Here is a 23797-nt window from a genome sequence, read left to right on the forward strand (position 1 = left end):
GCATTTCAAAACTTACATTGATGAAATTGATAGATTTGTCAATTAAATTTACATTGTTGTCAATCTATTGTTTTAGCATGAAAACTTATTATTTAAAATTCTATGATATAATAGTAACAGAAAGTTGAGGTTGGTATGAACTATACTTTATTTACAGAATTTATTACTTTACAGGCTCTCCTAAAAGAACTGGGTATTATTCATTCAGGTGGCGCTATCAAGCAATTTTTAGCAGAAGAAACTGTTTTATTTAACGGCGAGCTTGAAACACGCCGCGGTAAAAAAATCCGAATCGGTGATGTCGTTGAACTACCTAATCAAGGTTTAACTATTACCGTGCTCGAGCCGAGTCCAGCAGAGCGAGAAAACTACGAGGTAGACAAGGCTGAGAAAGAACGAGTTGCTGCTATCGTAAAAAAAATGAACAAGGAACGCAAGGCAGCAAGTAAACAAAACAAAGCAACTCCTAAAACAACCGGAGTCTACCGTAAACAAATCGAAAAAAAAGATACTAAAAAACCAGTAAGATTCCCAGGTACCTAAAATGTGGTTAGAAAGACTGAGTTTACACCATTACCGAAACTATAAGAATCTTGATATTGAATTTGCTCCAGGGATTAATGTCTTTGTTGGTCAGAATGCTCAAGGAAAGACCAATCTCCTTGAATCTATTTACTTCCTATCCTTAACACGGAGTCACAGAACACGATCTGATAAAGATCTTATCAATTTTACAGAAAAAGATGTTAGCCTCTCCGGCTTACTCCATAAATCAAACAGTAAAGTTCCCCTTGACATTATCTTGACAGATAAGGGAAGAGTTACTAAGGTCAATCATCTCAAACAAGCTAAACTATCAGATTATATCGGGACGATGACAGTAGTTCTCTTTGCCCCTGAAGATTTACAACTTATCAAGGGATCTCCTAGTTTGAGACGTAAATTTATTGATATTGATTTGGGGCAGATCAAGACCCTATACTTGTCAGACCTGTCAAGTTATAATCATGTTCTAAAACAACGTAATAGTTACTTAAAATCAACAGACAAAGTTGACACTATTTTTCTATCTGTACTCGATGAACAATTAGCGGATTTTGGTAGTCGAGTTATGGAACACCGTTTACAGTTCATCAAAGATTTACAGATTGAGGCTGACAAGCACCATCATAATATTTCCAATAAACTGGAACATATTCGTATTGAATATCTGTCTTCTGTAAAATTGACAGAAGGTGTAAATTTACGTCAAGCATTTGTCAATCAACTAGAAAAATCAAGACAACGTGATATCTTCAAAAAAAACACTGGGGTCGGTCCACATCGGGATGACTTAGCTTTTTTTATCAATGACATGGATGCTAACTTTGCCAGTCAAGGACAACATCGTAGCCTTATCCTATCTCTAAAAATGGCTGAAATTGAGCTGATTAAACAGACTACAGGTGACTATCCTATTCTCTTGCTTGACGATGTCATGTCAGAACTTGACAATCATCGTCAAACTAAACTTTTAGAAAGTATCACAGACAAGGTTCAGACCTTCATCACGACTACCTCACTTGATCACCTCAGTAAACTTCCAAATGAAATCAAGCACTTCAGCATTGAAGCAGGTGTGGTTATAGAGAATTGACACTTTTGTAAATGTGGATTTACAAAAGTGTCAATTCATGTTTGCACATATATAAAATGCCTCTAAATTAGATTTAGAGGCATTTTGCGTAACTATTTTATTTTACAGAGTAGTTTGGAGCTTCGTTAGTGATTTGAACATCATGTGGGTGACTTTCAATCAAGCCTGCACCAGACATTTCAATAAACTGAGCATTATCGTGGAGTTCTTTAATATCTGCCGCTCCAACATAACCCATACCTGAACGAATACCACCTAACATTTGGAAAACGATATCGCTAGCTGCACCCTTATAGGCAACGCGACCTTCAATTCCTTCTGGAACCAGCTTGTTAGCTTCATTAACAGAACCTTGGAAATAGCGGTCGCTAGAACCTTTTTTCATGGCTGCAATAGAACCCATTCCGCGATAGGTTTTAAACTTACGACCTTGGAAAATTTCTGTTTCACCAGGTGCTTCGTCTGTTCCAGCAAACATAGATCCAAGCATAACCGCATTTCCACCAGCAGCAAGGGCTTTGACAATGTCACCTGAGTATTTGATACCACCATCTGCAATGATAGTTTTTCCATACTCACGCGCTACAGCAGCTGCATCATAGATAGCTGTAACTTGAGGGACACCAACACCAGCTACCACACGAGTTGTACAGATTGAACCAGGACCAATCCCTACTTTCACCACATCAACTCCCGCATCGTAAAGAGCACGCGCTCCTTCAGCAGTAGCGATGTTACCTGCAATCAAGGTTTTATCTGGGAAAGTAGCACGAATTTCAGCAATTTTACGGAGAACTCCTGCTGAATGTCCATGGGCAGTATCAATAACAATCGCATCAGCACCTGCTTCAAAGAGGGCACGGGCACGATCAAAGGTATCTGAAGTTACACCGACTGCGGCAGCAACCAAGAGACGTCCAAACTCATCCTTGGCAGCATTTGGAAATTCAATGACTTTTTCAATATCCTTAATAGTTATGAGCCCAGCCAAACGACCGTTATCATCTACTAAAGGTAATTTTTCAATACGGTGTTCGTGAAGAATACGCTCTGCTGTTTCTAAATCAGTCCCAACAGGAGCTGTAACCAATTTTTCAGAGGTCATATGTTCTGAAATCAAGGAGTTGTAGTCAGAGATGAAACGCATGTCACGGTTGGTGATGATTCCGACTAGCTTGCGATTTTCCATTGTCTCAACAATTGGTACACCTGAAATACGATAAGTTGCCATCAAGTCTTCAGCCTCTTGGACCTTGCTCTCTGGTGTCAAGAAGAATGGATCAATGATTACCCCATTTTCAGAGCGTTTAACCTTGCGAACTTCTTCAGCCTGCTCTGCAATGGACATATTTTTATGAACAACCCCAAGTCCCCCAGCACGAGCAATGGCAATAGCCATCTTACTGTCTGTAACGGTATCCATGGCAGCGGTAATAATAGGAATATTCAGTGTCAAATTATCAGCCAGTTTCGTTTGCAGATTAACTTCGTTTGGCAAGACATGGCTTTCTGCTGGGATGAGCAAGACATCATCAAAGGTGAATCCTTTTTTCAAAAATTTAGTGTCCCAATTTGACATTGATTTGTTCCTCTTTTCTATTTTTTGACCCAAGGGTCTCTTGTATTTTACATATGATAACACTTTAAAAGATTTTGTCAAGAAAATTCGTCCTTAACTTTTTAAAGTTAGAATTCAGAAAATTTTGTCACAACAAATAATTAAAATACGTACAAAAAAATAATTTAATTTTATTTTGTACGTATTTAAAGTTTTATTATCTCAGAAATAATTGATTCCCATTGCTGCCTTTACTTCTGACAGGGTTTGTCCAGCAACCTGGCGAGCGGCTTCGCTTCCTTTTTCTAACATACGGAAGACCTCTCCCATGTCCTTGGCATATTCCAAACGACGCTCACGGATTGGAGCCAATTCCCGTTCTAGAACTTCCAGCAAGTAGCGCTTGGTTTTCACATCGCCAAGTCCGCCACGTTGATAATGTTCTTTCATCTCAGCAATCGTTGGTGCATCTTCTGATGTCCCAAAAATATCTAGATAAGTAAAGACCATATTGCCTTCGATTTGGCCTGGATCTTCAACACGGATATGATTTGGGTCTGTGTACATGCTCATGACTTTTTTACGGACGGTATCCGCATCATCTGAGAGATAAATCCCATTACCAAGGGATTTGGACATTTTAGCATTGCCGTCCAGACCTGGCAGGCGGCCTGCTTTTTCATTCTCAGGGTAGAGACCTTCTGGTTCAACCAAAACATCACAATTATAAGTGTGATTGAAACTACGAACAATCTCACGCGTCTGCTCAATCATTGGTTTTTGGTCATTTCCAACCGGCACTAAATTGGCCTTGAAAGCTGTAATATCAGCAGCTTGTGAGACTGGATAAACTAAGAAACCAGATGGAATGGACTCGCCAAAGCCTTTTTGGGCAATCTCTGTTTTAACGGTTGGATTACGTTCCAAACGAGACACAGAAACCAAGTTGAGGTAGTACATGGTCAACTCAGCCAACTCAGGAATCTGACTTTGGATGAAAATTGTTGACTTGGTCGGGTCGAGGCCAACAGATAAGTAATCAAGTGCCACATTACCAATCGATTCCTTGATAATTGCAGATTCCTTGGCATGGTCCGTCAGTGCCTGCTGGTCTGCTAGAAAGACAAACAGGTCATGGTTACCTTCGTTTTGCAAGCGAACGCGATTTTTCAAACTACCAATATAGTGTCCTAAGTGCAACTTTCCAGTCGGACGATCTCCTGTCAAGATAATTGGTTTTGTCATTCTTTTCTCCTTTACAATACATTGACATCAGTGTCAAGTTTCTATTTAAAATACTCTTCTTTGGTAAGAACATAGTGCGTCATCGTGACAATGCGTCCAGGTTCTTTTTTGTCTATCTTGGCATAGGGTTCTTCGTGGCTAAGCCTCATGCCAGCTTTTTGCATCACGCGCCCTGATGCTGGATTATCCTTATCATGTCTAGCCACTAAACAGTTCATCTCCAGTTCTTCGAAAAAAACTTGGATAAAGGCTTTTGCTGCTTCTGTCATGTAGCCTTGATTCCAGAATTGTTTATCAAGTGTATATCCAAATTCTGCTCGACCAACCGCTTCAACAATTTTGTGCATGTCTAAGGTTCCGATAAACTGTCCAGTTTTTTTCAGCTCAATCCCCCAGCGTCCAAGCGAACTGGCTAAATAGATGCTAGCAATAATATTTTTGGTTTCATCCAGCGATTGATTGGCCGCAAAAGTCCAACGCACATTTTCTTCATCAGAAGCATAGGAAAACATCTCTTCTGCATCCTGTAAGGTAACCGGACGCAGGAGTAGTCTTTCAGTTTCAATCACCGATAATCCATTAGTTTACGGTAGATATTTTTCACTATTCCTCCTCCTTTACACAAAAAATCCCCACGCAAAAACTAGCGTGAGGGCGTTAATTGACTAACACGGTACCACCTCAATTTAGAATGTAACTGTCAAACTGATTGACACACTCTCTTTACAGCACAATAAGGGGTGCTAAACCTGAAACGTATGTGTTTGTTTCACGTGAAACATCAGCCCATTTCAACTACTCGCACTGCTTATTTTCAGCAACCATAAGCTCTCTAAAAATGCACCATAATTTACTTTTCTGATTGTTTTTATTATAGCCTTGACACCTTTGAAAGTCAAGTCTTGACGACGTCAAGTCAATAAGCGATAATAGAACACGATAGATGATAAGAAAGGTATTCTCATGAAAACAAAATTAAAGGATTATCTACTTGTAACCCTTGGTTGCTTTCTAGCAGCAATCGGAATTAACGGTTTTATGGCTGCTAACAACATTGTCTCTGGAGGAGTTGGTGGTTTGGCCGTCAGTTTTGCAGCCATGTTTGGCTGGGACAGGGGAATTATCGCCCTAGCTATTAATATTCCCTTACTTATTCTATGCTATTTTTTCCTCGGAAAAACTGTTTTTATCTCAACCCTTTATGGATCCTGGTTATTTCCTATTTTTATCCAACTAACTGCAAAAGTACCGACCTTCACCCATAATCAACTTCTTGGAGCAGTCTTTGGAGCTATTGTTTTAGGAATAGGACTGGGACTTGTCTTTATAGGGAACTCTTCAACTGGAGGAACCAGTATTCCTATTAAAATTATTGAAAAATATACTCCTCTGTCCCTCGGATTTATTATGACTGTAGTTGATGGCTTAGTCGTACTCACTGGATTGATTGCCTTTCATGATGTAGATGGCGTTCTCTATTCCATCATTTCCTTATTGATTATAGGTTTCGTTGTTGACACTATGATAGCCGGCACTCAATCTTCACGAAATATTATGATTATTTCACAAAAGCACCTTCGTATCAAAGAGTACATTACTAAGGATGCCGATCGTGGTGTCACCGAATTACCTGTATTTGGTGGTTATACTGGCCAAGATAAACGCATGCTTATGCTGACCATTGCTACCTTTGAATTACAACGCATTCAAACGGCTATTCTTGAAATTGACCCGACTGCCTTCATGGTTGTTATGCCAGCTAATCAAGTTCTCGGACGTGGTTTTAGCCTCCATAAACATCTTCAACACAACGATGATGACTATCTTTTACCAATGTGATACTGCTTGAAAAACCTTTATTTTTCTAGTAAAATAAAGAGGTATCTCATCAGTTTTGATAAAACTTTTATCATCTTTACAGATATGTCAATTAAGTTGACAATAGATTTACAATTACTATTTTTAGGAGAAAACATGCTTACAGTATCAGACGTATCTCTACGTTTCAGTGACCGCAAACTTTTTGACGATGTTAACATTGCCTTTACACCAGGAAATACTTATGGTTTAATCGGTGCCAATGGTGCTGGTAAATCAACCTTTTTAAAAATCTTGTCAGGTGATATTGAACCGTCAACAGGACATATCTCTTTAGGACCTGACGAGCGACTTTCTGTTCTTCGTCAAAATCACTTTGACTACGAGGACGAGCGCGTGATTGATGTCGTTATCATGGGAAATGAAAAGCTTTACGCCATCATGAAAGAAAAAGACGCCATCTACATGAAAGAAGATTTCTCAGATGAAGATGGAGTCCGTGCTGCCGAATTAGAGGGAGAATTTGCTGAACTTGGTGGTTGGGAAGCAGAGAGCGAGGCCTCACAACTCTTACAGAACCTATATATTGCTGAGGATCTTCACTACCAAAATATGAGTGAACTCGCAAACGGTGATAAGGTCAAGGTTCTCTTAGCCAAGGCCCTCTTTGGTAAACCAGATGTTCTCCTCCTGGACGAGCCAACCAACGGTCTTGATATTCAGTCAATTGCTTGGTTGGAAAATTTCCTCATTGATTTTGATAATACCGTTATTGTCGTATCCCATGACCGTCACTTCCTCAACAAGGTGTGTACCCACATGGCTGACCTCGACTTCGGTAAAATTAAGCTCTATGTTGGTAACTATGACTTTTGGAAACAATCTTCTGAGCTTGCTGCACGTCTCCAATCTGACCGCAATGCTAAGGCCGAAGAAAAAATCAAAGAACTCCAAGATTTCATCGCTCGATTCTCTGCTAACGCTTCAAAATCGAAGCAAGCAACGTCACGTAAAAAAATGTTGGACAAGATTGAATTGGAAGAAATCGTGCCTTCAAGCCGTAAGTATCCATTTATCAACTTCAAGGCAGAACGTGAAATCGGTAATGACCTTTTAACTGTTGAAAATCTTTCTGTCACGATTGATGGTGAAAAAATCATTGACAATATCAGTTTTATTCTCCGTCCAGGTGATAAGGCTGCTATCATCGGTGAAAATGATATTCAGACAACTGCATTAATTCGTGCCCTTGCAGGAGACATCGACTACGAAGGAACCATCAAGTGGGGTGTGACAACCTCTCAATCTTACTTGCCAAAAGACAATACCCGTGATTTTGAGTCTGGTGAAACCATTCTTGAATGGCTTCGTCAATTCGCTGAAAAAGGAGAAGATGACGATACCTTCTTGCGTGGATTCTTAGGTCGCATGCTTTTCTCTGGAGATGAGGTTAAGAAATCTGTAAACGTGCTCTCAGGAGGCGAAAAAGTTCGTGTCATGCTCTCTAAACTCATGCTCCTCAAATCAAATGTCTTGTTGCTAGATGATCCTACAAATCACTTGGACTTGGAATCTATCTCAAGCCTCAACGACGGGGTGAAAGACTTTAAAGAATCTGTTATCTTTGCCAGTCACGACCACGAATTTATTCAAACCATCGCCAACCATATCGTTGTTATCTCTAAAAATGGGGTGATTGATCGTATTGACGAAACCTACGATGAATTCCTTGAAAATGCAGAAGTTCAAGCAAAAGTTAAAGAACTTTGGAAATAAATCAAAAAACGAGCCGAATTGGTTCGTTTTTTTGCCATTTTAATTTTATAGTCGCTAGCCATTTTATTGATGTTGATATCAATAATACAAAAGTGAGATTAATATTTAACCTCACTCACTTACTTTACTCCGCCAACAGGGCTCGAACCTGTGACATCATGATTAACAGTCATGCGCTCTACCAACTGAGCTATGGCGGAAAAATAAAAGACTGCCAAGCAGTCCGTAAAATAGTCCGTACGGGATTCGAACCCGTGTTACCGCCGTGAAAAGGCGGTGTCTTAACCCCTTGACCAACGGACCAGTAGGTTTAGGAATAACTTCCTTCAACACTCTTATAATTATAGCAGAAATTTTTTCTTTGTCTATACTTTTGCTCAAGAAATTTTTATTCTGTTAATTCTCAAAGTAAGTTGAAAGTTCTAAAATGAAGTTAGCCAGTTGAGAGTATGAAAAAACATCCCAGAGAGATATAATGTAGTTCACCACAAACACATTAAAAGGAACTCTGAGATGCAAAACCATTATACTACAAAAGGCAAACATTTAACACTAACAGAACGTCGTTTGATTGAACGATGGAAATCTGAAGGAATCAGTCATCGTCAGATTGCCGCTTTACTTGGAAAAGCCCCGCAAACGATTAACAACGAAATCAAACGAGGACTCGTTAGGCAACAAGACGACAATAGAAGTCCCCAAGCATCTCCAAATCATCAAGACTGATTTATTTGAGGCAGACAAGGACTTCTTTGAGATTTTCCCTGTTATTCTCACAGACAATGGTGGCGAGTTCGCTCGTGTGGATGACAGTGAAATTGATGTCCGTGGCGAGTCTAAGCTCTTCTTCTGCGACCCTAACCGCTCTGACTAGAAAGCAAAGATTGAGAAAAATCATACGCTCATTCAGGATATCCTGCCTAAGGGAACCTCATTTGACACCTTAACACAGGAAGACATTAACCTTGTCTGTTCGCACATTAACAGCGTCAAGCGCATTGCTCTGAACGGAAAATCAACCTACGAGCTCTTTAGCTTCATGTACAATGAAGAAATTGCTCGACTTCTCGGCATTTCAAAAATCCAATCATAAGACGTCTGCCAAGCACCTCGACTTTTAGCTCATCAACTGTAAGTCTAACCAAGCAAAACCACATACATTTTAGAAAGGAACTTGTCCCATCCGAAATTCCAGACAACTAGAACTTACTGTGAGACACCCTCAGAGCAAGTGATTTCAGTATGCCTAAAATGAAGAAGGACAGGTTAATTTTCCCCTGCTCTCATCAGGACTAATGAAAAAACAGAACTTAGTCTGAGACTAAATCCTGTTAGTTTCACTAAATTTCTCAGACTAAATTCCAGTTAAAATTGAACTAGAACTTACTTTGAGAATTAACCGAAATTTTTATGCCTTATCAGTATTTTTTTTGACTAAGACTCCATCTTGACCTAAGTAGTATTTTTTGATAGAATGATAAAGCTAAAAGGGTTCCATAGCTCAGCTGGATAGAGCATTCGCCTTCTAAGCGAACGGTCGCAGGTTCGAATCCTGCTGGAATCAAATAAAAAAGCTAGGATTATATGTCCTAGTTTTTTTATTTGTGATATGGACTTCCTTGTTGAATCATAAAAGCTCTGTAGATTTGTTCCATAAGAACCAATCTCATTAGTTGATGGGGCAAGGTCAGCTTACCAAAACTTATTAAAAGATTTGCGCGTTTTTTAACTTGAGAAGCTAGTCCTAAACTGCCACCGATTATAAAAGTAATAGCTGAAAAACCATTCAAAGTGGCATCTGCTAGTTTTTTTGAAAATTCTTCAGATGAAAATTGTTGCCCCTCAACAGCGAGTACGACAACAAAATCTCGGTCCCCTATCTTTGCAAGGATTCTCTCTGCTTCCTTTTCCATAATTTTTTGATTTTCCAACTCTGATGCTGAGTCTGGAGTTTTCTCATCCGAAACTTCGATATGATTGATTTTGGCAAAGCGCCCCATACGTTTAGTATATTCTGCAATGCCATCTTTTAAATATTTTTCCTTAAGTTTTCCTACTGTGATAAGATTGACTTTCATGATCCTAGTATAGCACATTCTTAAATATCTTAACAATTATTCATATAATGTAATGTTTACTATTGGTGTTTGAATGACTGTCATAGTCATTATAGAACTACTTTCATCAAAATAATCAAAGTTTTCCACAACCTGTGGATTATTTTATTTTTTATTGATTTAAGGTATAATTAAGAGAGTAATTTTAAAATACGTCCATATATTAACGGAGGTTACAATTTTATATGATTCAAAAATTAAAAAATAGTATCAAATGGATTGCTGTACTAGTCATTGGTTTCCTCGGTGGCCTTATCGCTTCACTGATTGTCCTAAATTCTAGTCTAGTTGGTGGAACAAGTACAAGTAGCAATACAACTAGTACCAGTGCTGTCAGCTATAAAAATTCAACTTCAACAACTGAAGCAGTATCTAAAGTCCAAGATGCAGTTGTATCAGTTCTCAATTATCAAAACGTATCAAGTTCAAATTCTTTATCAGATGCCTATAGTCAAATATTTGGTGGTAGAGATAATTCCTCTCAAGAAAATAGTGATGATTCTGAATTAGCTGTTGCTAGTGAAGGCTCTGGTGTTCTTTACAAAATTGATGGTGATACAGCTTATCTTGTAACGAATACCCACGTTGTAGAAGGAGCAGAACAACTTGAAATTCTATTATCAGACGGCACAAAAGTTACAGGTGAATTGGTGGGATCTGATACCTATTCAGATATCGCAGTTGTTAAAATTTCTTCTGAAAATGTAAAAACAGTAGCAGAATTTGCTGATTCTGATAAACTAACAGTAGGTGAAACAGCAATCGCAATTGGTAGTCCACTTGGTTCTGAATATGCTAATTCAGTAACACAAGGTATTGTTTCTAGTCTTAGTCGTACCGTTACTATGACCAATGAAAGCGGTCAAACAGTTTCAACTAACGCTATCCAAACAGATGCAGCTATCAACCCAGGTAACTCTGGTGGAGCTCTAATCAATATTGAAGGACAGGTTATTGGTATTAACTCAAGTAAAATTTCATCAACATCTAAAAGTGAATCAGTAGAAGGTATGGGATTCGCCATTCCATCTAACGATGTTGTCTCTATTATTAATCAACTTGAATCCAATGGTTCTGTAACCCGTCCAGCTCTTGGAATCTCTATGGTTGCTCTAACTGAAGTTTCTACTCGTGCCCTGTCACAATTAAATATTCCAACCAGTGTTACAAATGGAGTGGTTGTTGGTTCAGTTCAATCAGGTATGCCAGCTGACGGTGTCCTGGAACAATATGATGTCATTACTGAAATTGATGGTGAAGAAGTTGCATCAGCTAGTGATTTACAAAGCATTTTATACAAACACAGTATCGGTGATAGCATTAAAGTTACATTCTACCGTGGAACAGAAAAGAAAACGGCAACGATTAAATTAACAAAAACGTCTCAAGATCTGACAAGTAATGAATAGGTTGACAAGTCCTGTCAAATAGCTTTACAATAATGTAAAGCTATTTTTTATCATTATCTATGTAAGGAAAATTATGTCTCCAGAACTCAAAGAACTCAATATAAAAGAAATCCATCCTAATCCCTACCAACCTCGCTTAAATTTCGATCCTGTAGAATTGTCAGAGCTTGCTCAATCTATTATAGAAAATGGTCTGATTCAACCTATTATTGTGAGAAAATCTCCTATTCTGGGTTATGAATTGATTGCTGGAGAGAGGCGTTTTAGAGCCTGTCAACTTGCTGGATTAGAAAAAATTCCTGCTATTATTAAAGAATTATCTAACGATGAAAGTATGAAGCAGTCTATCATCGAGAACCTTCAGAGAGCAGACCTTAATCCAATTGAAGAAGCTAAGGCCTACCAAAATCTCATTCAAAAAATGGAACTCACACATGATGAAGTAGCTACATATATGGGAAAATCTCGTCCATACATTACTAATAGCCTTCGTCTTCTTAATTTACCAGCTACAATTAAAAAAAGTCTTGAACAAGCAGAAATTAGTCAGGGGCACGCAAGACTACTCTTAAGCCTTGATAGTGAAGAGAAGCAGTTAGAAGCCTTTCAAACTATTTTAAAATCAAATTACACCGTAAAACAGCTACATAAATTTTTAAAAACACCCCAAACATCTTATAAAGCTAGTAATATCTTTATCTCCGAACAAGAAAAACTAATCAGCCAATCACTTGGACTTCCTGTTACAATTTCTTTAACTCAATCCAAAAGTGGAACTGTAAAAATTAATTTTGCAAATCTTGATGATTTCAACAGAATTATAGACAAGTTAAATTAGCCTGTTAGTAGATAACAATTTCACATTTTAGTTTTCCACATTGATCATTTATAAAAAAGCCTATAAAATCAAAGTTTAAGGGAGTTATTCACAAATTGTGGAAAACTCCCTTTCACATTGTGGATTTAGTTTATCCACTTGTGGAAAATGCATTTTTTAAATTCCATCTTCATCCTGTGGAAAACTTCTATAATTTATGATAAAATAGGAAAACTAATACTAGCAGAAAAAGTAATTTTAATGTGTTTTTTTCTGTTTTTCATGATCATAAAAAGTATAAAATTACAAATAGGGAGAATTTCATGACCAATCAGGAACATGCTTATTGGAATCGTGTTTTAGAACTGGCTAAAAGTGAATTGAAACAAGCCATTTATGATTTCTATGTCCTCGATGCTCAACTTGTCAAAATTGAAAATCAAACGGCAACGATTTTTCTCGATGAAGTCAAACAAATTTTTTGGGATAAAAATCTTAAACCTATTTTGCTAATGGCTGGATTTGAAATCTATAACCAAGAAATTATTCCTCATTACGTTTCTCAATTACAAGAAACTCCAATTACCATAGAGAGTACACAGCAAGGCATCAGTAATCAACCAATAACTAAAATAAACGATACTGTTCAATTACCTCGTTTTGATTCTAATCTCAATCAAAAATACCGATTTGATAATTTTGTCCAAGGTGATGGAAATAAATGGGCCTTCTCAGCTGCTCTAGCAATTGCAGACTCTCCTGGGACAGTGTACAATCCCTTCTTTATTTGGGGAGGACCTGGACTTGGTAAAACTCACCTACTGAATGCAATTGGGAATAGCATACTAGAAAATAATCCTAATTCTCGCATTGTTTACCTATCTGCTGAAGATTTTATCAATGAATTTGTTACCAGCATTCGATTACAAAAAATGGAAGAATTAAAAGAAAAGTTCCGTAATCTAGATGTTCTTCTGATTGATGATATTCAATCATTAGCAAAAGGACACTTAGCAGCAACTCAAGAAGAATTTTTCAATACTTTCAATGCCTTACATAGTAATCAAAAACAAATCGTTCTGACGAGTGATCGGACTCCAACTCAACTTAATGATCTTGAGGATCGTCTAGTCACGCGCTTTTCTTGGGGATTAACTCAAGATATTACACCGCCAGATTATGAAACTCGCATTGCGATTATTCAAAAAAAACTAGAAGAATACAGTTTTGACTTTTCTCAAGAAGCTATTCAATACCTTGCTGGCCAATTTGATTCTAACGTGCGTGAACTTGAAGGGGCCTTAAAAAACATTAGCCTTATTGCTCGAACTCAAAATATTGACAATATCTCAGTTGATATTGTTGCCCAAGCTATTCGGGCTAGACGACACGATACTCCCAAAATTACAATTATCCCTATTGAAGATATACAAGCCCATGTTGCTAAGTTTTATGGAGTAACCGTTAAAGAGATTAAGGGGACTAAACGAACTCAAAATATTGTTTTAGCCAGACAGATAGCAATGTTCTTAACTCGAGAAATGACTGATAATTCTTTACCTAAAATTGGTAAGGAATTTGGTGGAAGAGATCATTCGACAGTGCTACATGCTTACAACAAGATAAAAAATGCTGTTTTAGAGGATAATAATCTTCGCATTGAAATTGAAACTATCAAGTCAAATATTCGATAGTTGTGTACAAACTCTAAAAAATATCCCTACTTTTCCACAAGATGTGAACAAGTCTAATTGCAACAGCTAACTCATTTTAAGTCTCTTTTCCACTTTATCCACAAGACCTACTATTACTACTAAACTAATACTTATAAAATAATAAGCATTTCGACCAAATTTAAAAGGAGTTTCCATGATTTCGTTTTCTATTAATAAAACCGTTTTTCTGCAAGCTTTAAATGCGACTAAACGTGCTATCTCTTCAAAAAATGCCATTCCTATCTTATCCAGTTTAAAAATTGAAGTTACCAGTGAAGGTATTACCCTTACAGGTTCCAATGGTCAAATTTCTATTGAAAATACCATTACAGTTGCCAATGAAAATGCTGGCCTTCTTGTTACAAGTCCAGGTTCCATCTTACTAGAAGCAAATTTCTTTATTAACATTGTTTCTAGTCTTCCTGATTATGTCCTTGATTTTGAAGAAATTGAACAAGAGCAGGTACTCTTGACTTCTGGTAAGTCAGAAATCACCCTTAAAGGGAAATCAGTTGACCACTATCCTCGACTTCAAGAAATGGTCACAACTAATCCTTTGGTCCTTGAGACTAAGCTTCTTAAAACTATTATCAGTGAAACTGCCTTTGCTGCTTCAACTCAAGAAAGTCGTCCGATTTTAACAGGAGTTCACTTGATGTTGACAGATCATCAAAATTTCAAGGCTGTTGCAACAGATTCACACCGCATGAGTCAGCGTAAACTAGTTCTTGACAAAGCTACAGATAATTTTGATGTGGTCTTACCAAGTCGTTCTCTCAGAGAACTGTCAGCCGTTTTTGGAGATGATGTGGAGACTATTGAAGTCTTCTTCTCAGATAGCCAAGTGCTTTTTAGAAGTGAAACAATCTCTTTCTACACACGGATTTTAGAAGGGATTTACCCAGATACCGATCGTCTCTTATCCAGTCAGTTTGAAACTGAGGTTGTCTTTACAACAGCAAGTTTGCGTCAAGCCATGGAACGGGCCCAGCTTATCTCTAACGCTACGCAAAACGGAACCGTTAAGCTTGAAATGACTTCAAAAAGTGTGACTGGACATGTTAACTCTCCAGAGGTTGGTAAAGTTAATGAAGAAATTGATACGGACAGTATTAACGGCCAAGATTTAACCATTAGCTTTAACCCAACTTATTTAATTGAAGCCCTTAAGGCTATCAAGTCTGAGAAGGTTACCATTCGATTTATTTCACCAGTACGCCCATTTACCCTAACTCCAACGGATAATCAAGAAGACTTTATTCAACTGATTACGCCGGTTCGGACTAACTAAATTCAATACCTAGAGGCTGGGCATAAAGTCTAATCTCGCCATCTAGAGTTTGTTTTAACATTCTAAAGCAGTAGTTGAATGGCTATTTCGTTCGCGTTTTACGCTCTGAACCAAGCTTATTCAACTATGCTGGAGTGGGAAGACGAACTTTTTTGGCTTTTAGGAGTTCTTTCCCACTCCCTTTTGGTATAATGTGATTATGGCAGTCTATATTTTATCTAATCCTTCATCGGGTAATGGCAGAGCGGTCCAGGTAATTTCTGATTTACACGAACAGTACCCCAAAGTTGTATTTAAAGTTTTTGAAACAAAAAAGATTGGTGATGAAGAGAAAATTGTCACTGATATTTTGAAGAAATTTGATGAGAAATATGATCAATTTCTAATCATTGGTGGAGATGGGACACTCTCAAAAGTTCTAAAATTTTGGCCTAGGGAGCTACCCTTTGCTTACCTAGCAGCAGGATCAGGAAATGATTTTGCGAAATCATTGGGAGATTTACCCCAAGAATCAGTTATATCAGCCGTGCTATTATCCAAAAAACGTCCTATAAATCTTCTGGTAAGCGATCAAGGAGTTGCGGTGAATAGTTTTGATTTAGGGTTTGCTGCCAAGACAATTGCCCTGTCAGAGCGTTCAAAAGTAAAATATTTGCTTAAGTTGCTAGGTTTAGGACGGTTAAGTTACATCATCCTTGGAATTAGAGCCCTATTTTCCTCAAAAATGGTCTCAATTCAGCTTGAAATAGATGGTCAAGAACAAATTCTGAATGATCTCTTTTTCTTTTCTATTGCCAACAATCGATATTTTGGCGGCGGTATTACAATTTGGCCGGAAAGTCATGTGACAACATCCAATCTAACAGTTGTCTATGCTAAAAATAGAGGTTGGTTTGGAAATGTAAAGACACTTTTGAGTCTTATATGCAATAACCATCACAAAAGTCCTAACCTAGTTGTTCAGACAGGTCAGTCTGTTGGAGTTAGAGTTCTTGAAAATTCTTTGGCACAGATAGATGGCGAAAGTTTTCAAATTCATGAAGTCGCATTTACCTGTCAAACCCGTTATTTATATTATTAAGGAGTTCTCATGTACCAAATTGGAAGTCTTGTGGAAATGAAAAAGCCGCATGCCTGCACTATTAAGTCGACAGGCAAGAAGGCAAATTGTTGGGAAATCACCCGTCTGGGAGCTGACATTAAAATTAAATGCACCAACTGCGATCATATTGTTATGATGAGCCGACATGATTTTGAGAGAAAAATGAAGAAAGTGCTACAATTTTAAGTATTCGCCACCTTTTGTTGCGAACTTCCTTTTCTTGTTTCTTGCTTGCTCATGGGACTTGGGCTATACTAGAGGAAAGAAAGCGAGGGTCTAGTATGAACAAATTTGCAGAGCAATTAAAAGATTTCCGTCATCAAAAAGGTCTATCGCAAGATGATTTGGCCAATCAACTCCATCTTTCGCGTCAAGCCATCTCACGGTGGGAAAACGGTGAAACGGCACCTGACCTTGACACCCTTGTTAAGATAGCGTCAATCTTTGAGGTGACCCTTGACGAGCTGGTGACGGGTGTTAAGCCAGAGCCAATTATTATGGAGAAAGTGGTTGAAGTTGAGTGCTCGGAGACTAATATTTGGGATTTTTTGTCTGAAAATGCTTGGATTATCCTACCAATTCTAGGGATACTAAGTATGTCTCGCTGGTTTTAATCATGAAAAATGTCCCACCTTGCAAGCTTTTTTGCTGATTTTCTGCTATAATAGTCATGATTGAATTTTTAGATGGAGAAAAGAAATTATGGCTTTAACAGCAGGTATTGTCGGTCTTCCAAACGTCGGTAAATCAACTCTTTTTAACGCAATTACAAAAGCAGGTGCAGAGGCTGCTAACTACCCCTTTGCGACCATTGACCCAAATGTCGGCATGGTGGAGGTGCCAGATGAGCGTCTGCAAAAGTTGACTGAGCTAATCACACCGAAAAAGACGGTACCGACGACCTTCGAGTTTACCGACATCGCCGGTATCGTGAAAGGCGCTTCTCGTGGGGAGGGTCTGGGCAATAAATTCCTGGCCAACATCCGTGAAGTGGACGCTATTGTCCATGTGGTGCGTGCTTTTGATGATGAGAATGTCATGCGTGAGCAAGGCCGTGAAGATGCCTTTGTCGATCCGATTGCGGACATCGAAACCATCAACCTAGAATTGATTTTGGCTGACTTAGAGTCAGTGAACAAGCGTTATGCCCGAGTTGAAAAAATGGCCCGTACACAGAAAGACAAGGATTCTGTTGCGGAGTTCAACATTTTACAAAAAATCAAGCCAGTCCTTGAAGATGGTAGGTCTGCTCGTACTGTAACCTTTACAGATGATGAGCAAAAAATCGTCAAACAACTCTTCCTCTTGACCACTAAGCCAGTCTTGTATGTAGCCAACGTTGATGAGGACAAGGTAGCAGAGCCTGACGCTATTGACTATGTCCAAAAAATTCGTGAGTTTGCTACAACAGAAAATGCAGAAGTAGTTGTCATTTCGGCGCGTGCAGAAGAAGAAATCTCTGAATTAGAGGATGAAGATAAGGCAGAGTTCCTGGAAGCCATCGGCTTGACAGAGTCCGGTGTGGACAAGTTGACCCGTGCAGCCTATCACCTGCTTGGCCTTGGCACCTACTTTACAGCAGGTGAAAAGGAAGTCCGTGCCTGGACCTTCAAACGTGGCATCAAAGCACCACAAGCTGCTGGAATCATCCACTCTGACTTTGAAAAAGGCTTCATTCGTGCAGTGACTATGTCTTATGATGACCTCATGCACTACGGTAGCGAAAAAGCTGTCAAAGAAGCAGGTCGCCTCCGCGAAGAAGGAAAAGAGTACGTTGTCCAAGATGGAGACATCATGGAATTCCGCTTTAATGTTTAAGAAAAATAGTAAAGTAAAAAAGAGGCTGAGACAAATGTCCTAGCCTCGTCTGCTTGTTATCGACAAATAAACAGGACGCAATGGTTGGGAGCCTTTCTGCTGGCCTCACCAACTTAGAAAGTCCCCTGCACAGTTCATTAGGTGCTTAAGCACCAATGAACCACTGCTGAGTGAGCTCTAATACGCTAATTTCATAAGCTTTCACAGCTCTACTCAACGGTGCGGAGGTGAGACGACAAAATCGAATTCTGACGAATTACCGATTTTTGTCTCACTCTCCTTTTACGCCTTAGTGAGAAAGAGGAATAAATGGTAAAACTTATTGTTGGTTTGGGAAATGTGGGGAGTAAGTACGATCAAACTCGCCATAATATCGGTTTTATGGTTCTTGATAGGATGGCAGAGCAGTATCAAGTTAGCTTTACAGAGGACACAACCTTCAAGGCTTTCATCGCCTCAACTTTTGTTAATGGAGAAAAGATTTACTTAGTCAAACCGACAACCTACATGAATAATAGTGGCCTATCTGTTAGAGCCTTACTAGCCTTTTACAATATTGACATCAAAGATTTAATCGTGATTTATGATGACCTGGATATGGAGGTCGGTAAAATCCGTTTCCGTCAAAAGGGTTCAGCTGGAGGACATAATGGAATAAAATCTATTATAGCTCATATAGGTAGTCAGGACTTTGAACGTGTTAAGGTTGGAATTGGTCGCCCCGCTCCAAACATGACGGTTATCAATCATGTTTTAGGACGTTTTCAGGGAGATGATGCAATCATCATAACCCAGACTATCGATAAGGTTGACAAGGCTGTCAATTATTACTTAGAACACAAGGACTTTGAAGATACAATGAGACACTTTAATGGATAAACAAACCTTACTGGACCTCTTTGGTCACAATAAAAAATTGTCAACTTGGACAGATAGTATAAGAGAAAGTTCCCGTCAATTGGTGATGGGCTTTTCGGGTTCCTCCAAGGCTCTAGCTATTGCAAGTGCCTATCGTAAGCAAGGTGGAAAAATCCTTGTTATAACCTCAACCCAGAATGAGAGTGAGCACTTATCTGCTGACTTGATTGATTTATTAGGGGAAGAGTCTGTCTACCAATTTTTTGCAGACGATGTTGCAGCGACTGAGTTTATTTTTTCATCTCTTGATCGTGTCAATTCACGTTTACAGGCCTTAAATTTTCTTCAAGATGATACTTTAGAAGGAATTTTGGTAACCAGTATTATTGGAACTAGAATTTTGCTCCCCAACCCTGATATATACAACTCTGTCAACTTTGAGTTGGAAGTTGGTGACGAACTTGCTCCTGAGCAATTAACCAAGATGTTGGTTAATATGGGATATGAGCGTGTGTCTCAGGTTCTCAATCCTGGGGAGTTTAGTCGTCGCGGGGATATTTTAGATGTTTATCAATTAATAGCAGACCAAGCCTATCGTTTGGAATTTTTTGGAGATGAGATTGATGGACTTCGTACTTTTGATATTGAGAGTCAGAAGTCCCTTGAAACTGTTGACAAGATTAGCTTTACACCTGCAGATGATGTTATTTTAACTCCTCAAGACTTCAAGCGAGGATTAGAGGACTTGGAAGAGGCAGAAAAAGTAGTAACTGGTGAGCTGTCTTCTTATCTGGAAGAGGTTATCTCTGTTACCCGTGATGGGTTTAAACATAAGGATATTAGGAGATTTTTATCTTTCTTTTATGACAAGTCTTACAGACTGTTGGATTACTTACCAAAAGGGACTCCTATTTTCTTTGATGATTTTCAAAAGATTTTAGATCGGAATGCCCGTTTTGATTTAGATGTTGCTAACCTCTTGACAGAAGATTTACAGAGAAGTAAAGCTGTGTCAAGTTTGAACTATTTTGCAGAATCCTATCGCGATTTGAGGCAGTACCAGCCTGCGACCTTCTTTTCTAATTTCCATAAGGGACTGGGAAATTTAACGTTTGCTCAGATGCATCAGTTTACCCAATACCCTATGCAGGAGTTTTTTAATCAATTTCCACTCCTGGTTGATGAGGTTAATCGTTATCTCAAACAGAAGGCAACAGTTGTTTTACAGGCAGATTCTCATCAAGCCTTGGAGAAATTACAAGAAACCTTGCGAGAATATGACCTAGATTTACCTATTGGTCAGGCTAACCAAGTTCAGAAAGGTCAGGCTCAACTGGTACAAGCTAGTTTGTCTTCAGGATTTTATTTTGCGGATGAAAAAATTGCCCTGATTACGGAACGTGAGATTTTCCATAAAAAAATCAAGCGCAAAATCCGTCGGCAAAACATTTCAAATGCTGAGCGTCTCAAAGATTACAATGAGCTTGAAAAAGGTGACTATGTCGTCCATCATGTACATGGAATTGGTCGTTTTATGGGGATGGAGACCATTGAAATCTCAGGCGTTCACCGTGATTATTTGACAGTTCAGTACCAGGATGGTGCAACCATTTCAATACCAGTTGAACAGATTGATTTGCTGTCTAAATATATGGCCAGTGATGGTCGTGAGCCCAAGGTTAACAAACTTAATGATGGCCGTTTTCAAAAGGCCAAGCAAAAAGTTAGCCGTCAAGTTGAGGATATTGCCGATGACTTACTTAAATTGTATGCTGAACGTAGCCAACTAAAGGGCTTTGCTTTTTCACCAGATGATAAAAATCAAGAAGAGTTTGATCAGGATTTTACCTATGCAGAAACTGATGACCAACTGCGCTCCATTAAAGAAATCAAAAAAGAAATGGAGAGTGACAGTCCCATGGACCGTCTGCTGGTTGGGGATGTTGGATTCGGTAAGACTGAAGTAGCCATGCGCGCGGCCTTTAAGGCTGTTAACGATGGCAAGCAAGTGGCAGTTTTGGTTCCTACGACAGTCCTCGCCCAACAGCATTACAACAACTTCAAGGCGCGCTTTGAAAACTTTGCCGTTAATGTTGGGGTATTGAGTCGTTTCCAAACAAAGGCAGAACAAGCATCGACGCTTGACAGTCTTGTCAAGGGACAGATTGACATCATTATTGGTACTCACCGTCTACTTTCAAAAGATGTTCAGTTTGCTGACTTGGGATTGATTGTGATTGATGAGGAGCAACGTTTTGGTGTTAAACACAAGGAGAAACTTAAAGAGCTCAAAACCAAGGTTGATGTTCTAACGCTGACCGCAACACCAATCCCGCGCACCCTTCACATGTCCATGTTAGGCATTCGTGATTTATCTGTGATTGAAACTCCTCCAACCAATCGTTTTCCAGTCCAAACCTACGTTATGGAAACCAATCCAGGTCTTGTTCGGGAAGGGATTTTACGGGAGCTTGACAGGGGAGGGCAGGTTTTCTATGTTTACAATAGGGTTGACACTATTGACAAGAAAATGGCAGAGCTAGCAGAATTGGTTCCAGAAGCCCGTATCACCTATATTCATGGTCAGATGAGTGAAATCCAGATGGAGAATATCCTTTTTGACTTCATTAATGGGGAATATGATGTCCTAGTTGCAACGACGATTATTGAAACAGGAGTTGATATTTCAAATGTAAACACCCTTTTTATTGAGAATGCAGATTACATGGGGTTGTCAACCTTGTATCAACTTCGTGGACGGGTTGGACGGTCCAATCGCATCGCCTATGCCTACCTCATGTATCGCCCTGATAAGGTTCTTACAGAGGTTTCTGAAAAGCGTTTGGATGCTATTAAGGGCTTTACAGAACTAGGATCTGGCTTTAAGATTGCCATGCGTGATTTGTCCATACGTGGTGCTGGGAACATTCTAGGAGCTTCTCAATCTGGTTTTATTGACTCAGTTGGTTTTGAACTCTATTCGCAACTTCTCCAGGAAGCCATTGCTGCTAAGCAAGGTAAAACGACAAAACGCCTCAAGGGGAATGCTGAACTCAATCTTCAAATTGACGCCTACTTACCGAGTGATTATATTGATGACGAACGTCAAAAAATTGAGATTTATAAGCGGATTCGTGAGTTAGATAGCAGAGCAGATTATGAAGCTCTCCAGGATGAGTTGATTGACCGCTTTGGAGAATATCCAGATCAGGTAGCCTATCTTCTTGAAATTGGCCTGGTTAAGTCCTATATGGACCAAGCCTTTGTGTCCCTTGTTGAGAAAAAAAATGACCGCCTTTGTGTCCTTTTTGAAAAGGCTTCTAGCCAGTTCTTCTTAACTCAAGATTATTTCGAAGCTCTCTCAAAAACTAATCTCAAGGCAAGTATTAGCGAAGTCAAGGGACAGATAGAAATTACCTTTACTGTCAAGCAGAAGAAAGATTATGACATCCTTGAACAGCTTTTGCTTTTTGGACAAAGTTTACAGGATATTAAAGTGCGTAAAACTCAAAAATCACAACCCTAAAATCCTTCCTGTCAAAGACTTTTGACATAAAAAATCTTCTCTGACCAAAGCCTTGTATGGTAAACTAATGGCAAAAGAGCTAGACTGAAGATAGCCAAGGAGACACAAGATGCAACTACAAAATAGACTGGTGACATTACGGACAGAAAAAGGCTTATCCCAGGAAGAGTTGGCGGAAAAACTCTATGTTTCACGTCAAACCATTTCCAATTGGGAACGTGGTAAAACCTATCCAGATATCAACAGCTTACTTTTGATAGCGACCTATTTTGATGTTTCCTTGGACAATCTAATCAAAGGAGATGTGGAAGAAATGAAACAAGTAATAGTAGCCAGTCAAGAAGATTTAGTGCAAGTTGACAAGGATACCAAGTGGATGCTGATTGGGATGCTTAGTCTAGCAGTAACTGCTTTTCCCTTACTGTATTTTCTAGATTGGTTGGGGATTATTTTACTAATTGCCCAGTTTATTCCGACCTTGTATGTAGCTTATCGGATTGAGCGGTTTAAGAAAACATACGATGTTCAAACCTATAAGGAAATTGTGGCGATTTCAACAGGTCAAACCTTAGATGAGATAGAAAAAATACAAGAAAAAGCTAAGTACCCCTACCAGAAAGTATGGATTGTCCTTGCCTTTAGTGCTGTATTTATACTCATTATGCTGTTGGTTGTGGGAATAACACTATTTCTCTTTCATAAGTGATCCAAAAGTGGGCTCAGGCTCACTTTTTTACTAATAGATATTGGAACTCAATTCTTTTGTATAGCAAACTAATCATAGAAGAAGCGATTTTGAAAAAGCAAGGTAAGTAAGAAAAACGTCGCAAATCCAATGCCGAAATCAGCTTGCAGATTGACAATCGTGTCAACTATCAAGAATTACAAGATGAGTTGATTGACCGATTTGGTTAATATCCTGATGTGGTAGCCTATTTGATCGAAATTGGTCTGTTAAAATCATTATTGGATCAATCTTTTGTTGAGACAGTTGAAAAAAAATCTGGTGTAATTGTCAAGCCCCGTCTAAAATAGACAGTGTAAAAAAGAATATTAGTTAGTAAGGTATGACTCCCTGAATTCCATAGGGGTCATACCTTTTAATTTTTCT

19 protein-coding genes, 3 tRNA genes, 3 pseudogenes and 1 other annotated feature are annotated in these 23797 nt (G+C 38.8%); of the genes and pseudogenes, 19 read left to right on the forward strand and 6 right to left on the reverse strand.

Annotated elements, in window-relative coordinates; translation table 11 throughout:
- Nucleotides 1-135: 135 nt before the first annotated feature.
- Entirely contained in the window at nt 136-543 is a 408-nt protein-coding gene (yaaA, locus tag ACFORF_RS05120; RefSeq protein ID WP_380426120.1) for a S4 domain-containing protein YaaA, read from the forward strand.
- A 1-nt stretch (nt 544) separates the two neighbouring features.
- A complete protein-coding gene (gene recF, locus ACFORF_RS05125; RefSeq protein WP_380426122.1) occupies nt 545-1636 on the forward strand; it encodes a DNA replication/repair protein RecF in 1092 nt (363 codons plus the stop codon).
- A 97-nt stretch (nt 1637-1733) separates the two neighbouring features.
- On the opposite strand, the gene guaB is transcribed toward recF, so the two are convergent.
- The 3 genes from guaB to ACFORF_RS05140 all read right to left on the reverse strand — a co-directional run bounded on the left by guaB (nt 1734) and on the right by ACFORF_RS05140 (nt 5008).
- Nucleotides 1734-3215: an IMP dehydrogenase gene (gene guaB / locus ACFORF_RS05130; protein ID WP_380426124.1), complete on the reverse strand. Its 1482-nt coding sequence runs from the start codon at nt 3213-3215 to the stop codon at nt 1734-1736.
- A 201-nt stretch (nt 3216-3416) separates the two neighbouring features.
- Nucleotides 3417-4439: a tryptophan--tRNA ligase gene (gene trpS / locus ACFORF_RS05135; RefSeq protein WP_380426126.1), complete on the reverse strand. Its 1023-nt coding sequence runs from the start codon at nt 4437-4439 to the stop codon at nt 3417-3419.
- Between the two features lie 41 nt (nt 4440-4480).
- Entirely contained in the window at nt 4481-5008 is a 528-nt protein-coding gene (locus ACFORF_RS05140) for a GNAT family N-acetyltransferase (RefSeq protein WP_380426128.1), read from the reverse strand.
- A gap of 78 nt (nt 5009-5086) precedes the next feature.
- Nucleotides 5087-5315: a binding site (T-box leader), on the reverse strand.
- Between the two features lie 87 nt (nt 5316-5402).
- On the opposite strand from ACFORF_RS05140, the gene ACFORF_RS05145 reads away from it, so the two are divergent.
- Together ACFORF_RS05145 and ACFORF_RS05150 are read left to right on the forward strand one after the other, a co-directional pair.
- Complete coding sequence (locus tag ACFORF_RS05145) at nt 5403-6278, forward strand: YitT family protein (protein WP_380426130.1); 876 nt, start codon at nt 5403-5405, stop codon at nt 6276-6278.
- 135 nt (nt 6279-6413) lie between these two features.
- Complete coding sequence (locus ACFORF_RS05150) at nt 6414-8033, forward strand: ATP-binding cassette domain-containing protein (RefSeq protein WP_380426132.1); 1620 nt, start codon at nt 6414-6416, stop codon at nt 8031-8033.
- A 127-nt stretch (nt 8034-8160) separates the two neighbouring features.
- On the opposite strand, the gene ACFORF_RS05155 is transcribed toward ACFORF_RS05150, so the two are convergent.
- Nucleotides 8161-8233, reverse strand: a tRNA-Asn gene (locus ACFORF_RS05155).
- Between the two features lie 31 nt (nt 8234-8264).
- Nucleotides 8265-8336: transfer RNA gene (locus ACFORF_RS05160), tRNA-Glu, on the reverse strand.
- Nucleotides 8337-8546: 210 nt separating this feature from the next.
- Between ACFORF_RS05160 and ACFORF_RS05165 the strand changes: the two are divergent.
- The 3 genes and pseudogenes from ACFORF_RS05165 to ACFORF_RS05175 all read left to right on the forward strand — a co-directional run.
- Nucleotides 8547-8714, forward strand: a pseudogene (locus ACFORF_RS05165) (helix-turn-helix domain-containing protein); the annotation flags it as partial.
- A pseudogene (locus ACFORF_RS05170) lies at nt 8704-9126 on the forward strand (IS30 family transposase); the annotation flags it as partial. The pseudogenes ACFORF_RS05165 and ACFORF_RS05170, both read left to right, overlap by 11 nt.
- 397 nt (nt 9127-9523) lie before the next feature.
- Nucleotides 9524-9597: transfer RNA gene (locus tag ACFORF_RS05175), tRNA-Arg, on the forward strand.
- Between the two features lie 34 nt (nt 9598-9631).
- Here the strand turns inward: ACFORF_RS05175 and rlmH are convergent.
- Nucleotides 9632-10111 carry a 23S rRNA (pseudouridine(1915)-N(3))-methyltransferase RlmH gene (gene rlmH, locus ACFORF_RS05180; protein ID WP_380426133.1) on the reverse strand — a complete coding sequence of 160 codons (480 nt, stop codon included), beginning with the start codon at nt 10109-10111 and terminating at the stop codon, nt 9632-9634.
- Between the two features lie 224 nt (nt 10112-10335).
- Here rlmH and ACFORF_RS05185 point away from each other — a divergent pair, with 224 nt between their 5' ends.
- From ACFORF_RS05185 to ACFORF_RS05240, 12 genes and pseudogenes are all read left to right on the forward strand, one after another.
- A complete protein-coding gene (locus ACFORF_RS05185) occupies nt 10336-11559 on the forward strand; it encodes a S1C family serine protease (protein WP_380426135.1) in 1224 nt (407 codons plus the stop codon).
- Nucleotides 11560-11632: 73 nt separating this feature from the next.
- Nucleotides 11633-12397: a ParB/RepB/Spo0J family partition protein gene (locus ACFORF_RS05190; protein WP_380426137.1), complete on the forward strand. Its 765-nt coding sequence runs from the start codon at nt 11633-11635 to the stop codon at nt 12395-12397.
- Nucleotides 12398-12699: 302 nt separating this feature from the next.
- A complete protein-coding gene (gene dnaA, locus ACFORF_RS05195; RefSeq protein WP_380426139.1) occupies nt 12700-14070 on the forward strand; it encodes a chromosomal replication initiator protein DnaA in 1371 nt (456 codons plus the stop codon).
- 175 nt (nt 14071-14245) lie between these two features.
- Nucleotides 14246-15382 (forward strand): DNA polymerase III subunit beta, encoded by a 1137-nt coding sequence (dnaN, locus tag ACFORF_RS05200; protein WP_380426141.1) that lies wholly within the window; start codon nt 14246-14248, stop codon nt 15380-15382.
- Nucleotides 15383-15581: 199 nt separating this feature from the next.
- Nucleotides 15582-16463: a diacylglycerol/lipid kinase family protein gene (locus tag ACFORF_RS05205; RefSeq protein ID WP_380426143.1), complete on the forward strand. Its 882-nt coding sequence runs from the start codon at nt 15582-15584 to the stop codon at nt 16461-16463.
- Nucleotides 16464-16472: 9 nt separating this feature from the next.
- Nucleotides 16473-16670 (forward strand): DUF951 domain-containing protein, encoded by a 198-nt coding sequence (locus ACFORF_RS05210; protein ID WP_380426145.1) that lies wholly within the window; start codon nt 16473-16475, stop codon nt 16668-16670.
- 95 nt (nt 16671-16765) lie between these two features.
- A complete protein-coding gene (locus tag ACFORF_RS05215; protein ID WP_380426147.1) occupies nt 16766-17098 on the forward strand; it encodes a helix-turn-helix domain-containing protein in 333 nt (110 codons plus the stop codon).
- 88 nt (nt 17099-17186) lie between these two features.
- Nucleotides 17187-18302: a redox-regulated ATPase YchF gene (gene ychF, locus ACFORF_RS05220; protein WP_380426149.1), complete on the forward strand. Its 1116-nt coding sequence runs from the start codon at nt 17187-17189 to the stop codon at nt 18300-18302.
- 309 nt (nt 18303-18611) lie between these two features.
- Nucleotides 18612-19181: an aminoacyl-tRNA hydrolase gene (gene pth / locus ACFORF_RS05225; protein WP_380426151.1), complete on the forward strand. Its 570-nt coding sequence runs from the start codon at nt 18612-18614 to the stop codon at nt 19179-19181.
- On the forward strand, nt 19174-22686 hold the full coding sequence (gene mfd, locus ACFORF_RS05230) for a transcription-repair coupling factor (protein ID WP_380426153.1): 3513 nt from the start codon (nt 19174-19176) through the stop codon (nt 22684-22686). The genes pth and mfd overlap by 8 nt, the downstream gene beginning before the upstream one ends.
- Before the next feature lie 109 nt (nt 22687-22795).
- Complete coding sequence (locus tag ACFORF_RS05235; RefSeq protein ID WP_380426155.1) at nt 22796-23392, forward strand: helix-turn-helix domain-containing protein; 597 nt, start codon at nt 22796-22798, stop codon at nt 23390-23392.
- Nucleotides 23393-23448: 56 nt separating this feature from the next.
- Nucleotides 23449-23703, forward strand: a pseudogene (locus ACFORF_RS05240) (TRCF domain-containing protein); the annotation flags it as partial.
- Between the last annotated feature and the right edge of the window lie 94 nt (nt 23704-23797).

Origin of the sequence: Streptococcus caprae (assembly GCF_042649745.1) — a bacterium.
Lineage (GTDB): Bacteria > Bacillota > Bacilli > Lactobacillales > Streptococcaceae > Streptococcus > Streptococcus caprae.

Coding starts and splice junctions, on each gene's coding strand:
- yaaA (WP_380426120.1), top strand. CDS start 136: ATGAACTATACTTTATTTACAGAATTTATTACTTTACAGGCTCTCCTA.
- recF (WP_380426122.1), top strand. CDS start 545: ATGTGGTTAGAAAGACTGAGTTTACACCATTACCGAAACTATAAGAAT.
- guaB (WP_380426124.1), bottom strand. CDS start 3,215: ATGTCAAATTGGGACACTAAATTTTTGAAAAAAGGATTCACCTTTGAT.
- trpS (WP_380426126.1), bottom strand. CDS start 4,439: ATGACAAAACCAATTATCTTGACAGGAGATCGTCCGACTGGAAAGTTG.
- ACFORF_RS05145 (WP_380426130.1), top strand. CDS start 5,403: ATGAAAACAAAATTAAAGGATTATCTACTTGTAACCCTTGGTTGCTTT.
- ACFORF_RS05150 (WP_380426132.1), top strand. CDS start 6,414: ATGCTTACAGTATCAGACGTATCTCTACGTTTCAGTGACCGCAAACTT.
- rlmH (WP_380426133.1), bottom strand. CDS start 10,111: ATGAAAGTCAATCTTATCACAGTAGGAAAACTTAAGGAAAAATATTTA.
- ACFORF_RS05185 (WP_380426135.1), top strand. CDS start 10,336: ATGATTCAAAAATTAAAAAATAGTATCAAATGGATTGCTGTACTAGTC.
- ACFORF_RS05190 (WP_380426137.1), top strand. CDS start 11,633: ATGTCTCCAGAACTCAAAGAACTCAATATAAAAGAAATCCATCCTAAT.
- dnaA (WP_380426139.1), top strand. CDS start 12,700: ATGACCAATCAGGAACATGCTTATTGGAATCGTGTTTTAGAACTGGCT.
- dnaN (WP_380426141.1), top strand. CDS start 14,246: ATGATTTCGTTTTCTATTAATAAAACCGTTTTTCTGCAAGCTTTAAAT.
- ACFORF_RS05205 (WP_380426143.1), top strand. CDS start 15,582: ATGGCAGTCTATATTTTATCTAATCCTTCATCGGGTAATGGCAGAGCG.
- ACFORF_RS05210 (WP_380426145.1), top strand. CDS start 16,473: ATGTACCAAATTGGAAGTCTTGTGGAAATGAAAAAGCCGCATGCCTGC.
- ACFORF_RS05215 (WP_380426147.1), top strand. CDS start 16,766: ATGAACAAATTTGCAGAGCAATTAAAAGATTTCCGTCATCAAAAAGGT.
- ychF (WP_380426149.1), top strand. CDS start 17,187: ATGGCTTTAACAGCAGGTATTGTCGGTCTTCCAAACGTCGGTAAATCA.
- pth (WP_380426151.1), top strand. CDS start 18,612: ATGGTAAAACTTATTGTTGGTTTGGGAAATGTGGGGAGTAAGTACGAT.
- mfd (WP_380426153.1), top strand. CDS start 19,174: ATGGATAAACAAACCTTACTGGACCTCTTTGGTCACAATAAAAAATTG.
- ACFORF_RS05235 (WP_380426155.1), top strand. CDS start 22,796: ATGCAACTACAAAATAGACTGGTGACATTACGGACAGAAAAAGGCTTA.